We start from the raw sequence: 13,142 nt of genomic DNA, 5'->3' as shown, positions 1-13,142 counted from the left end.
CTCGTGTGCGTTATTTTCTTAAACGGTGGATCAGCCATACCGAAAAGCTGAACAGTCCTACAATTCCGCCGGCGAAGCAGACGCCGCTCCAGCCCCATTCATGCCAGGCAAAGCTCCCTACGGACGATCCAATCGCTCCGCCAAGGAAGGTGGTCACCATCTGAACCGTATTGAGACGGCTGCGAGCCGGGGGCTCCAGGGCATAGATGCGGGTCTGGTTGGCAACCTGAGTGCCTTGTACGCCTAGATCGAGCAAAATAACGCCGGCAATTAGTGCCCACAACATGCCGCCCAGCAGCCCAAAGAACAGGTAAGCGATAATATTAAGCGCGATTAAAGCGCCGATCATCCACTTGGTTGGGATGCGGTCGGCGAGTCGGCCAACGAAGGGAGCGCCTAATGCTCCGGCCGCTCCGATTAGGCCAAACAGGCCGGCGATCTGGCTGCTGTAATGATAAGGCTCACCTTCGACGTAGAAGGATAATGCCGTCCAGAAAATACTGAACGCGGCAAAGTTGGCGGCGCCAATCAAAGCGGACTCCCTCAGCGTCGCGTATTTTTTCACGAGCCTGCCCATGGAGAGCAGCAGCTCGCTATAGCCAAGCTCGGCGGTTGCGCGAGTTACGGGGAGCTTGATCCTAAGCAGAAGAAGCAGAGCCAGCATGGCCGCCGCCGCTACGGCGTACATAAACCGCCAGCCCCAGGTGCCGCCGATCAGACCGGACACGGTTCGGGTGAGCAGGATGCCCAGCAGCAGACCGCTGGTTACGGTGCCGACAGCTTTGCCTTGTTCGCCGGGTGCCGCGAGCGTTGCGGCAAGCGGAATCAGGATTTGCGGCACAACGGTTGTCAGGCCAACCGCAAAGCTTGCGATAAACATCCACGCGAGATTTTGCGCGGTGGCTACGCCAATCAGGGAAAGACAGACCAGCGAGAGCAGGACGGTAATAAGTCCTTTGCGTTCCTTGATATCGCCCAGCGGCACAAACAGGAACATGCCCAAGGCGTAGCCGATTTGGGTACAGGTGGATACAAAACCAACCTCATCGGGGGCAACGCCAAAGGAACGGCCGATATCCGCCAGCAGCGGCTGGTTGTAATACAAATTCGCAACGGTCATGCCGGCGGTGAAAGCCATTAAAAGCAGCAGCCCTTTGGAAAGCGATGCTTTGTCTGCCGGTGCTGCCTTGGATTGAAGCGTATGGGCGGATGACATAATAACGGTTCCTTTCAGGTAAATAGGAAAGTGCTGTCTTAACAATCTTACCTGTAAATTTTTTAATGTAAAGCAGAAGCTGAGGATGGGGAGTTCAAGGTTTTGTTGCATGGTATTATTTGAATAAAAAATAGGAGAAGCATGTTTGTCGGGAAGCTGCAGGCTTGATCTATTTCGGAAGTTGTATCCTGGGCTTAATCTTTATTCTGTTTATCTATCGGATATTCCGTTATAAATTGACGAAGTACAATAAAGAAAATGTTGGTTTAAGTATGGCAGCTGTTTTTCAAGGAGAGTTCGTTGAGTACCGGGTAGCTTACATTCTTCTCGTTTCCGTTGCGTTACTTTTTGCGGCTGTGTTCTTTTATGGTTTATTGTTTAAAAGTAATGGCGTTAATGAAGGACCTGGCCATCGTTGATGGTCAGGTTTGGTGCTTAACGATACGGCGTATCGTTAAGGTGGTGAAAAGCCGCTGGTTAACAGCCTTAGCGATGTCGCACATCGCTAAGGCTGGCCCATACAAGGGCTAGCGAAAAGGAAGCGAATAAAGGCAGTCCATACCGGTGGTATGGACTGCCTTTATCATGAACCACGGTAAAGCGTAACACGGTTACGCCCGTTGTTTTTCGAAAGATAGAGCGCTTGATCGGCCTGCTGAAGCAGGGATAGCTCGGATTCCGAAGCGGCAAAGGCTGCTGCGCCGATACTGATGGTAATGCGCAGATCGCCAAGCGGAGTCGTCTCCGTGGCTGCACGGCAGCGCTCCGCGGCTGCGAGCGCCTGCTCCTGATCCAGTCCCGGCAGCAGGATGACAAACTCTTCTCCGCCGAACCGGGCGACAACCGCGTCTTCCGGTGACTGCTCCTGCAGAAGCTGAGCCAGCCGGGTGAGGACGAGGTCGCCGACAGGGTGGCCGTATGTATCGTTGATGCTTTTGAAACGGTCGATATCAACGATGCAGAGCGAGAGGGCGGCCCCCGTCTGCTCGGATAGCTCCGTAAATTTCTGCAGCTGCTCCTGGAAGTACCGGCGGTTCTTCAGACCGGTCAAAGGATCCGTTGAGGCGAGAGTCTCCAGCTTCTCGTTTAGGTCAAGCAGCTCCTGCTGCTTTTTCTCGTATTGGGCATGCAGCAGCTCCAGTCTGTGATTCGCTTCGTTTGTCTGCTGGTACAAGACCTCAAGCTGCTGCTTGGTCTTCATAATATCCTTCTCATGCTCAATCCGTTTCCGCATCTCGAGTGCCACGCAGTCGATTACGGCCTTGCCGTCACGGTCCCGCCTTATACCGTTCAAGAGGACGGGAAGATCCTTGCCCTCTTTCGTCCGGAATGAGAAATACATCTCATTCACTTGGCTGTAAAGCTGGATGTAGGGATAGAAATACGTATGAAAAAACATTTTGTTCGCCACCGACATCGTGGACTCGATATGCCGTTCCAGCAATTCCTCACGGTCATAACCCAGCATCGTTAACAGTGTCTGATTGACCGATTGAATTAGTCCCTTGTCGGTAATCGAGAAATAACCGCAGGGTGCTTCATTTAACAGGGTGTCCATTCAAATACTGCCTTTCTCTTAAGAAATCGCCAAATAATCCTTAATATATTGCGTGGTCTCTTCCGGATGACTGAGATGCGGGTAATGTCCGGTTGCCTTCATATGTCTTAACGTACTGTTCTTCAGCTGCGCATGCATGTATTCTCCGACCTCCGGAGGCGAGATGCTGTCATCCGCGCATTGCAAAATAAGCGTCGGGACCGAAGCAGAGGCCAGTTCCGACCGGCAGTCGGACAAGAAGGTCACTTCCGCGAACTGCCTGGCGATATGCGGATCTCTGGAACAGAAGCTTTTCTCCAGCTCGGCGGACAGCTCCTGGCGTTCCTGATTCTGCATCACGATAGGTGCGAGGTAGCTTGCCCAGCCGATAAAATTCATCTGCATCATCTGCAGCAGCTCGTCAATCTCGTTGCGGTCAAAGCCCCCGTAATAGGTGGGGAGTTCGTTAACGTACCGCGGGGAAGCGCCAAGCATAACCATCCGCTGAAAATATTTCTTTTGCCGAATCGAAGCAAGCATGCCAATCATGCCGCTGACGGAGTGGCCAACGAATATCGCATTCTCCAATTGAAGCGTATCCATCACATCAAGCACATCTTCGGCGTAGCCGTTTAAGCTGTTATATTTGTCTGGGCTGTAATCGTTAATTTGGGATGCTCCGGAGCCGACGTAATCGAATAGAACAATCCGGTAATCCTGTTCGAATTGGGGGACCATGTGCCGCCACATGTTCTGGTCACAGCCAAAGCCGTGGGCGAATACAATAGCCTGTTTTCCGCGGCCAAGCACGTTTACGTTATTGCGTGTGAGAATATCCGTATTCATAGACGGTCTCCTCTCTTAAGAGAAGTATTACGCTATGAACATTATATCGGATTATTTTGGAATTGGAATGAACTTTTGTAGATTTGTGTCGAAATGACTAGAGGAGTGATGAGGAAGGTTTCACGTGTTTTCGTAACTGAATAGGGGTAAGCTGGCTGAAAGATTTAAATTCTTTCATGAAATGGGACTGGTCGAAATAACCCCCTTCCATCGCTACATCCGTCAAGGAGGATGCGCCTCTTACGATGACGCCGAGCGAACGCTGGAAACGGATAATCCGATTGTACAGCTTGGGGGAGATGCCGAGGGACTGCTCGAACTTTGTGCGGATATAACGCTCGGAGTAGCCGGTATCCTCTGCCAGGTCGCGGATCGTAACGCTGCCGTTTGAACGCTGCATGGCGGTCAGGCAGTAATCTATCATCCGAATGGAACGGACATCGCCCGACAGAATGGGCATGCAAAGCTTTTCAAAGCCTGCTACCCGCTCGGCGAAACCTTGAAACTCCGCAATAATAGCTCCCGTATCTTTGTATCTAGATAAAGAATCCTCGAATGGGACCTGGATCTCGATGACTTCCTTCAACGGCAGATTAGGCAGCAGAAGACTTAGTCTTGCGGACAGACGAACCCCGAAATAGGTAGTGTCAGCCTCGAAATAAAGCTCTTTTCCCTGCAGCACGGTGCCGCAAACTCTCGCGGAAGGCTTTCCGGGATGGCAGCAGAAGAGGAGATCGACACAGCCGTCCGGCACAACATGGATCATCCGCCCGGATGCATCCGTATTGAACTGGTAATAGATAACGGGCTGCCCGCTATAATAGATTTTCCGTTCTATATAGCCCGTTGTTTCCCATTCAAAGCCGTACTGGATGCCGCTAATGAGTTCCTCTAGCATGTGTCCATTCCTCCCGCACCTTAATATGCGTACAACAATAACAAAGGCAATGTTCTTTCGTCAATGAGTTAAGGTCATATTTTCTAACATAATTTTCGGGTTTGTTCCGTTTTTTACAATTCCTCCCCCTTTAATGTCAGGTAAATTAACGTCAAGGAAAGACGCAAAAAGAATGGGGAGGCATATAAAGATGAAGAAACTAAAAGGTTCGCTTGCTAAAAAGTCGGCGGTACTAGGTACGGCTTTAACCGTTGCGCTTGGCAGCGGGGTAGTCGCGCCGCTGCCGGCACCAACTGCCGAAGCGCATGGAGGCTCGGAGGATTTTGTTCCGCTTCGCACAACCTTGGAGGAGTTTGAGGCTGAGGTGAAATGGGACAGCTTCGCGGGTACCATTACAATTACAAAGAACAGCACGCTGGTCAAGGTAAAACCAAATTCCAATATCGCTTTGGTGAACGGCCAACGCCTGGAGATGGAAGCCCCGGTCATTATGAAGAAAAACCTGGCGTACGTATCCCATCATTTTATCAGCGAAGTATTCCAGTCGGGTCTGGACCAGACGTTCCAGGTAGAGAAAAAGGCTAATCCTCTAAACCCGCTTACTTCCGCCGAGATAGCGGAGACGGTTAATATTTTGAAGGCGGAAGGGAAATTCGGGGACAACTACCGCTTTACCGAAATTACGCTGAAGGCTCCGCCGAAGGAGCAGGTGTGGAAGTTTGTGCTTGACGGCACGGATGTATCGGCTCACCGCTCGGCTGCGGTCGTTATTCTGGACGGCAAGCATGTCATTGAGGGGACGGTTGATCTAGCAACCAAAAAAGTAACCGCATGGCAGCCGATTGAAGGCGCGCATGGCATGGTGCTGCTTGATGATTTCGGTACGGTTCAGACCGCTATTGAAGAAAGCGCGGAATATGCGGCTGCTCTGAAGAAACGCGGCATTAACGATGTGAAGCAGGTCGTTTCCACGCCGCTGACGGTTGGTTATTTCGACGGCAAGGACGAGCTGCAGCAGGATAAGAGGCTGCTTAAGGTAGTCGCTTATCTGAACACGGGAGACGGCAACTACTGGGCGCATCCGATCGAGAATCTAGTCGCGGTGGTCGATCTCGAGAAGAAGAAGGTTATTAAGATTGAGGATGCCGGTGTCGTGCCGATTCCAATGAAGGCAACCCCGTATGACGGCAGCAATATGACAGCGACAACGCCTTCGAAGCCGCTTGAGATCACGGAGCCGGAAGGCAAGAACTACACGATTACCGGCAATACGATTCATTGGCAGAATTGGGATTTCCACCTTCGTCTGGATTCCCGCGTAGGTCCGATACTGTCGACGGTGACCTATAACGATCGGGGCAAAAAACGCAAAATTATGTACGAGGGCTCGCTTGGCGGCATGATCGTTCCTTACGGCGATCCGGATGTAGGCTGGTACTTCAAGGCTTACCTCGATTCGGGCGAGTATGGCATGGGGACTCTGACTTCCTCGCTTGCCCGCGGCAAGGATGTGCCGGATAACGCCGTATTGCTGGATGCGACGATCGCCGATTATACGGGCGCGGCGATGAACATTCCAAGCGCGATGGCGATCTTCGAACGCTACGCAGGCCCGGAATACAAGCATCAGGAGATGGGCCAGGACAATGTCAGCGCGGAAAGACGCGAGCTTGTTGTCCGTTGGATCAGCACGGTTGGCAATTATGATTATATTTTTGACTGGGTATTCGCGCAAAACGGCACGATCGGCATTAACGCGGGTGCTACCGGTATTGAGGCCGTAAAAGGCGTAGAATCCAGCACGATGCATGACGAGACAGCCGCTGAAGATACGAAATACGGCACGCTGATTGACCATAACATCGTGGGAACGACGCATCAGCATATTTATAACTTCCGTCTCGATATGGACGTGGACGGCGAGCAAAATTCCCTGATGGAGATTAATCCCGTCGTGGCGGATAATACGGCCGGCGGCCCTCGCAAGAGCACGATGCAGACCGAGACTCGTATTGTGGGGACGGAGCAGGAGGCGGCTCAGAAGTTCGACGCTTCGACCATTCGCCTGATCACAAACACGAATAAAGAGAACAAGGTAGGCAATCCGGTCTCCTATCAGATTATTCCGTATGCCGGAGGTACCCATCCGATTGCCAAAGGTGCTAACTTCAGCGAGGACGAATGGCTGTTCAACCGCGTTAACTTTATGGATAAGCAGCTTTGGGTTACGCGCTACTATGAGAACGAGCGTTATCCGGAAGGCAAATACCCGAACCGCGCGAAGACGGATACCGGTCTTGGATTGTTCACCTCGGATAATGAATCGATCGTCAACACAGACAACGTAGTCTGGATGACGACGGGCACCACCCATGTGGCGCGTGCCGAGGAATGGCCGATTATGCCGACGGAATGGGTGTATACGCTGCTTAAGCCGTGGAACTTCTTCGACCAGACGCCAACGCTGAATTTGAACGGCAAAGAGTAATCGGAGAGTGCAGGGGCCGAGGTAGATTTAGAGGCTCCTGCTCTTTTTGTTGTTCCCTCTCGTCCATCAAGTTATAATGTTAGAAAATATAACGTAAAAGCAAATTGCGAGGAAAAAGGAAAAAGGAAAGAGGAAAGAGGAGATCCCGATGAAACGGATGATTGTCCAGGTTGCCCATGACAACAAAGATTTGCATGATTTAATCCGGAAGCTGGACGAGGATTTGGCAGGGCGCTACTCCAATCCGGACGAAGTGTTTACGGTCGATTTCTCGGATCCGAAGGTGAAGGACATGATCTTTATGGTCGCTTATATCGACGGAACTCCTGTAGGCTGCGGCGCTATTCGCCCGCTGGACGAGGAAATCGTTGAATTGAAGCGCTTCTATGTAGACCCCGGCTACCGGAGGCAGGGGATTGCAGGCGCCGTTTTATCCGCTCTGGAGGATCAGGCGATTGCGTTGAACCGCCGGATCATGCGGCTGGAAGCGGGAGCACCGCAGCCGGAAGCCCTTCATTTTTACGCAAGCAAAGGCTATTACGAGATTGACCGTTTCGGGGAATATATCGATTGCGAATCCAGCCTCTGTTATGAAAAGGTGCTGTAACTTATTGAAGATGAACTCCGTTCTCGTAGAGGCGGAGTTTTATTATTGTCAGCGTAGCTTGCGGTTGGAGCTGGCTCTCGATTAACATTATCGGTAGAAAATGACAAACGAAACCCGGACTTTTAAGGAGGGAGCTGCGGAGAATATGAATGACGGTCTGGTTGGCGGAGCGTTGGAGAAGGTCAATCCCTATTATTATGTTGGCGGGATAGTTGGCTGCATTGCCGGTTACGCCATGGCGAAGATTTATCTGATCTGGGCGATGATGTTCATAGAAGGCGGGTATGACCGTTTCACCGGTGATGCGTGCTCTCGCAGAGGCAAGGAGGAGACGCATGAATATGGCCAATAAAACTACACGTTCCCCGGTTACAACTACAGTACATAAAGAAAAACGTACATTATATTTAAAATTTGAGGTGCAACAACCATGAAAATCACGCATGACGATAAAGAAAAGATTATCCGCAAGGCGGAAGAGTTCAGCCGTTCCGTATTGGAGAATGATGCAAGCGGCCACGACTGGTGGCATATTCACCGGGTGGTGCAGATGGCGAAGCGGATCGCCCGCGAGGAAGGAGCGGATCTGTTCATCTGCACGATTGCGGCGCTGCTGCATGATGTGGCGGATGAGAAGCTGAATCCTTCGAAGGAAGAGGGGCAACGGAAGGTTGAGGCCTGGCTGGAAGCTAATCTGCCGGAAGAAGAACACCGGGCTCATGTGATGGACATCATCTCCAACATGTCCTACAACGGCGGGAAAAACCCGCCAATGCGGACGCTGGAAGGCAAGGTTGTGCAGGATGCCGACCGGCTTGACGCTATCGGGGCTATCTCGATCGCGAGAGCTTTCGTATACGCGGGCTGGAAGGGCACCCCGATCCACGATCCGGCCATTCCGCCGCGCGGCGAGATGACCGCCGAGGAATACCGGAACGGGAAGAGTACGGCGATCAATCATTTTCACGAGAAGCTTCTGAAGCTCAAAGACCTGGTTAATACGGATGCGGCAAGACGGATAGCCGGGGAACGCCACCGCTATATGGAAGAATACGTCGAGCAGTTCTACGAGGAATGGGACGGGAACCGGTAGAGCAGGTAGTGGGCGAATGACGTCATTGCACGAAGTGCAGCATAATCGTCGATCTAAGCCCTATATATAGCAATATCCTGCATGGAGTGCAGGATATTAGCAGCTAAACCGCTCTAATCAGCTACAATTCATCGATTTTGCTGCATTTTGTACAGCATAATTCAACCAACGCCCTCACTCAGAGCCTATACCCTGCATTTCGTACAGCAGGATCCGTTTCACTAGCCCGCAGGGGGCACATATACCCGAAAAAATAAGACCCCTGGAGGTCTTATTTTTTCGCGTTGATCTCATTCCACTCGCTTAAATAAGGAACAAAGCTAAGGTTCTGGGGCTCGTCGTCGAGCCACGCCATAAACTCGAGCTCATTGCCGTCATGGTCATTGAAATAGACGCTGGCGGCCGGCATCCACGCATGCACGAAAGGTTCCGGAGGAGCCTCTTGTTTGCCAAAGCCCGGTAGCGGGTGGATTCCCCGTTCGATCAGCCAGTCCGAAGCCGTAAGCAGCTGATCAAGCCGAACGCCAAAAGCGAAATGCCGGGGCTGCAGCTTCTGCCCTTTGGGCAGCTCCTTTAACGCAAGCAGGTCTCTGCGTTCTCCCACATAGAAAAAAGCAGATCTCCGCTCGGGCTTATGTAACGCAAGGGTTAGTCCGAGTTTCGTATAAAACTTGATGGAACGGTCTAAATCCGTCACCTGCAAATGGGTTTCGAAGATGGAATCAATCATGTCAGTAAACTCCTTTAATAAATGCCGGTTTGTTCTATTGTAACTTATCATGTCCATGATATGACATTTGTCATCTGAAAGAGATTACGTTCATGCGTAGGAGCACTCAACTCAAAAAGGTAAGATATGTATGTAAGCGAGAGCAACAACTTGAGACGTTAACAGCACAACAAATTATAGATAGCGGGAGTGAAACAGACAATGAGTTATGCAATCGAATTGGATCAAGTCTCGAAGATCTACCAAGGCAAAAAAGCCGTAGACAATTTATCGCTCAGGGTGGAAAAAGGAACGGTGATCGCGCTGCTTGGGCCAAACGGCGCCGGCAAAACAACAACGATCTCCATGATTCTGGGGCTGAAGCAGCCGACCTCCGGAGCGATTAAGCTGCTGGGAGGAAGCCCGAAGGACATCAAAGTTCGCAACAGGATTGGAGCGATGCTTCAGGATGTTAGCGTTATTGATAATTTGAAGGTAGCGGAAACCATTGAGCTGTTCCGCAATTACTACAGCAATCCGCTCTCCCTGCAAGAGCTGCTCCGGATCTCCGGCCTGGAGAAGGAAAAGGATAAAATGGCCGCGTCGCTGTCCGGCGGACAACAGCGCCGTCTGGGCTTCGCGCTTGCGGCGGCAGGCGATCCCGAAATTATTTTCCTCGATGAACCAACGGTTGGCATGGACGTCACCTCCCGCCAAATGTTCTGGGATACGATCCGTTCGATGGCGGACAAAGGCCGCACGGTTGTTCTTACGACGCATTACCTGGAAGAAGCGGATAGCCTCGCAGACCGCATCGTCGTTATCAATCAGGGCAAGGTTGTGGCGGACGGCTCGCCAAGCCAGATCAAAGCCGAAACAACGGGCCGCGTTATCTCCTTTACGGCGGGTGCTTCCGTAACGAACGATCAGCTGCTGGCGCTGCCGGGAGTTATCGACGCGGAATGGAGCGGACGACGCGTAAAGCTTCATAGCCGGGATACCGACCGGTTGATTGTAACGCTGATCGAACAGCGCATCGAGATGAAAGATATCGAAATCCAAAGTGGCGGCCTTGAGGATGCATTCCAGGCGATTGTCCACTCTACGAACTAAGGGGGATATATGTAATGAGTCAATCTACAAGCATGAAAGCAACTCTGGCGCAATGCAAGGCGGAGCTGCTGCGCACCGTCCGTAACCGCCGATTCGTTATTTTCTCGTTTATTATGCCGGTTGTGCTCTACTTTATCTTTACCAATACGGTTGGCGATAATGTGCAAGTTGGCAATGTCGATTGGAAAGCCTATTACCTGATGTCGATGACGGTATACGGGGTTGTAGGGGCAAGCTTGACCTCCTATGCGCAGCGGCTGTCGAGAGAACGGAGCCAAGGCTGGCTGGCTCTGCTGAAAATCACGCCGCTTCCGTCCTGGTCTTACGTACTGTCCAAAGTATTGTCGCAAGGCGTTATTAACTTGGCTATTATCATTGTCATGTTTATTGTTGGCGGAGTGTTTAAGGATGTTAACTTAAGCGCATCGACCTGGATTACTTGCGGATTGTTTATCTTTATCGGCGGCTTCTCGTTTATGGGTCTTGGCACCCTAATCGGCTCGATCAAAAATGCGGATTTCGTCCAAGTTCTTTCCATGATATGCTATATGGGACTATCCATTCTGGGCGGTCTGTGGTTCCCGACGGACACCATGTCGAGCACGATGAAGACTATTGCTCATCTTACGCCTACCTACCGTCTTGGCCAAGGGGCATGGGACGCGGTTGCCGGAGTGTCCATTAACTGGACCGGCGTAGGAATATTGGCAGCTTACGTGGTAGTATTCCTTGCGATTTCGTCTTATATCATGAAAAAACAGGAAGCGGTGTAATGCAAAAATACTTGCATGATTTACGTCGATTAATAATGAAGCGGCCCCCCGAAGGAGGGCCGCCCATTTTCTTTATGCTGTTATGGCTCATCTATATCTTGTTTCCGGTCATGGCACTCGCCGAACGGCCTCACGAGGAGCAATGGATAGGATTTCCGCTTATCGTCTTGTTTATCGCAAGCTATATCACGGGGCATTTGAGCAAAAGCTGGCGCATTTGGGCGGTTATTATTCAGTTGCTCGTCATTGGTTACTTCAGTTGGCGGTACGATGAAAGCTTTATGTATATGGGCTTTTTTACAGCTTCGCTTGTCGGTATGCTGCCAAACCTTCGTCAGATCGGAATTGCGATGTCCGGCGTGCTGCTGTTGTACGGGATGGAGGTCTGGCACTATGAAGAGATGAATGGTCTGGAAGGGCTTTATAATCTTTTGCCTGCTATGGTTGCGGTATTGCTGGTTCCTTTTGTCATGTTTATCGGACGCCGGTCCAGAGTGCTTCGTACCCAGCTCGAGCTGGCCAATGACGAGATTGCCCGCTTGTCCATTCAGGAGGAGCGGCAGCGGATCTCCCGCGAGCTCCATGATACGCTTGGCCATACGCTTACGATGATCACGCTCAAGAGCGAATTAGCCGAGAAGCTTATCGCTCATCATCCGGACCGGGCCAAGCAGGAAATCCGGGATGTTCAGCTTACTTCCCGTGCGGCGCTGAAGCAGGTCCGGGAGCTGGTTACGGGGATGAATACGGTAACTCTGCAGGCTGAGCTGTCGAATGCCAAACGGATTCTAGCGGCAGCTTTTATAACCATTAGGGTGGAAGGCCATCCCGCTTCCGCATCCTTAAGCCCGCTTATCGATAATATGCTGGGCATGTGCCTGCGCGAAGCGGTAACGAATGTCGTCAAGCATAGCGAAGCCCGTCAATGCGTCATCGAATGGGCAATGACGCCCGACCAGTACCGCCTTGCCATCCGGGATAACGGGGTTGGCTGCGATCTGGCGGACAAAGGGCCTGCGCATAACGGGCTCAGAGGAATGCAGGAACGACTAAATCTCGTGGACGGAAAGCTGGAATTCAAGTCCACGAAAGGCAGCGGCTGCGTTATAACGATTACCGTGCCTAGAGTACGCTCGTCATCGAAGAAGGGAGACTCCACATAAATGAGAGTACTTGTCGCCGAGGATCAGGGAATGCTGCGCGGCGCGCTTAGCGCCCTGCTTGATTTGGAAGAAGATATTGAGGTCGTCGGACAAGCGGAAGACGGTGAACAGGCGTTAGAGATGATTCGCAGCCTGAAGCCGGATATCTGCGTGATGGATATCGAGATGCCCAAGCTGACCGGGCTTGATGTTGCCGAACGCTTGCGTACGGATAAGCATCCTTGCCTGGTTGTCATTCTGACAACCTTCTCCCGCTCCGGATATTTCCAGCGGGCCATGAAGGCAGGGGTAAAGGGCTTCCTGCTCAAGGATTCCCCGATCGATGAGCTGTCCGCGGCGCTTCGCAACGTCTATGCCGGGAAACGGGCGGTAAGTCCGGAGCTTGCTTTGTCGTTCTGGGAAGCGGAGAATCCGCTTACCGAACGGGAACGGGAGGTGCTGCGTCTGGCGCGGGAAGGTCTGCCTGCCGGCGAGATTGCCTCCCAGCTGTTTCTGTCCGCGGGTACCGTGCGCAACTATTTGTCCGAAGCCATACAGAAACTAGACGCCAAGAACCGGATTGATGCGATTGGAATCGCGGAGAAAAACGGCTGGCTCGATTAATCGGTGCTGGAACTAGAAGATTAACGCCGTGCAATTTACTTCAGGCTGCCGTCACCTGCAAAAGTACAGGTTAGTTGGATGGTTTAAGTCTGCAAA

The 13,142-nt window shown here is 51.7% G+C and carries 13 protein-coding genes; 8 read left to right on the top strand and 5 right to left on the bottom strand.

Annotated features, from left to right (window positions below):
- Window positions 1-10 precede the first annotated feature (10 nt).
- The 4 genes from WFK81_RS27445 to WFK81_RS27430 all read right to left on the bottom strand — a co-directional run bounded on the left by WFK81_RS27445 (window position 11) and on the right by WFK81_RS27430 (window position 4,497).
- Complete coding sequence (locus tag WFK81_RS27445; RefSeq protein ID WP_336790219.1) at window positions 11-1,216, bottom strand: MFS transporter; 1,206 nt, start codon at window positions 1,214-1,216, stop codon at window positions 11-13.
- A gap of 583 nt (window positions 1,217-1,799) precedes the next feature.
- On the bottom strand, window positions 1,800-2,774 hold the full coding sequence (locus tag WFK81_RS27440; protein WP_336790217.1) for a sensor domain-containing diguanylate cyclase: 975 nt from the start codon (window positions 2,772-2,774) through the stop codon (window positions 1,800-1,802).
- A gap of 18 nt (window positions 2,775-2,792) precedes the next feature.
- Window positions 2,793-3,599, bottom strand: coding sequence for an alpha/beta fold hydrolase (locus tag WFK81_RS27435; protein ID WP_336790215.1), 807 nt, complete (start codon window positions 3,597-3,599; stop codon window positions 2,793-2,795).
- Window positions 3,600-3,696: 97 nt separating this feature from the next.
- Complete coding sequence (locus WFK81_RS27430) at window positions 3,697-4,497, bottom strand: AraC family transcriptional regulator (protein WP_336790214.1); 801 nt, start codon at window positions 4,495-4,497, stop codon at window positions 3,697-3,699.
- A gap of 190 nt (window positions 4,498-4,687) precedes the next feature.
- On the opposite strand from WFK81_RS27430, the gene tynA reads away from it, so the two are divergent.
- From tynA to WFK81_RS27410, 4 genes are all read left to right on the top strand, one after another.
- A complete protein-coding gene (tynA, locus tag WFK81_RS27425; RefSeq protein WP_336790213.1) occupies window positions 4,688-6,985 on the top strand; it encodes a primary-amine oxidase in 2,298 nt (765 codons plus the stop codon).
- 148 nt (window positions 6,986-7,133) lie between these two features.
- Window positions 7,134-7,592, top strand: coding sequence for a GNAT family N-acetyltransferase (locus WFK81_RS27420; protein ID WP_336790212.1), 459 nt, complete (start codon window positions 7,134-7,136; stop codon window positions 7,590-7,592).
- A gap of 100 nt (window positions 7,593-7,692) precedes the next feature.
- Window positions 7,693-7,944, top strand: coding sequence for a hypothetical protein (locus WFK81_RS27415; protein WP_336790210.1), 252 nt, complete (start codon window positions 7,693-7,695; stop codon window positions 7,942-7,944).
- A 78-nt stretch (window positions 7,945-8,022) separates the two neighbouring features.
- Window positions 8,023-8,685 carry an HD domain-containing protein gene (locus WFK81_RS27410; protein WP_336790208.1) on the top strand — a complete coding sequence of 221 codons (663 nt, stop codon included), beginning with the start codon at window positions 8,023-8,025 and terminating at the stop codon, window positions 8,683-8,685.
- Between the two features lie 271 nt (window positions 8,686-8,956).
- Here the strand turns inward: WFK81_RS27410 and WFK81_RS27405 are convergent, their stop codons facing one another.
- Complete coding sequence (locus tag WFK81_RS27405; RefSeq protein WP_336790207.1) at window positions 8,957-9,415, bottom strand: VOC family protein; 459 nt, start codon at window positions 9,413-9,415, stop codon at window positions 8,957-8,959.
- Window positions 9,416-9,616: 201 nt separating this feature from the next.
- Between WFK81_RS27405 and WFK81_RS27400 the strand changes: the two genes are divergently transcribed.
- From WFK81_RS27400 to WFK81_RS27385, 4 genes are all read left to right on the top strand, one after another.
- Window positions 9,617-10,507 (top strand): ABC transporter ATP-binding protein, encoded by an 891-nt coding sequence (locus WFK81_RS27400; RefSeq protein ID WP_336790205.1) that lies wholly within the window; start codon window positions 9,617-9,619, stop codon window positions 10,505-10,507.
- 14 nt (window positions 10,508-10,521) lie between these two features.
- Window positions 10,522-11,280: an ABC transporter permease gene (locus WFK81_RS27395; protein ID WP_336790203.1), complete on the top strand. Its 759-nt coding sequence runs from the start codon at window positions 10,522-10,524 to the stop codon at window positions 11,278-11,280.
- 74 nt (window positions 11,281-11,354) lie between these two features.
- The gene (locus WFK81_RS27390) at window positions 11,355-12,443 is read left to right on the top strand and encodes a sensor histidine kinase (RefSeq protein ID WP_336790201.1); all 1,089 of its coding nucleotides are present in this window, start codon (window positions 11,355-11,357) and stop codon (window positions 12,441-12,443) included.
- Window positions 12,444-13,046: a response regulator transcription factor gene (locus WFK81_RS27385; protein ID WP_336790199.1), complete on the top strand. Its 603-nt coding sequence runs from the start codon at window positions 12,444-12,446 to the stop codon at window positions 13,044-13,046.
- The last annotated feature ends 96 nt before the right edge of the window (window positions 13,047-13,142 follow it).

The organism is Paenibacillus sp. MMO-177, assembly GCF_037147795.1.
Lineage (GTDB): Bacteria > Bacillota > Bacilli > Paenibacillales > Paenibacillaceae > Pristimantibacillus.
This window is presented reverse-complemented; position numbering and strand designations above follow the sequence as displayed.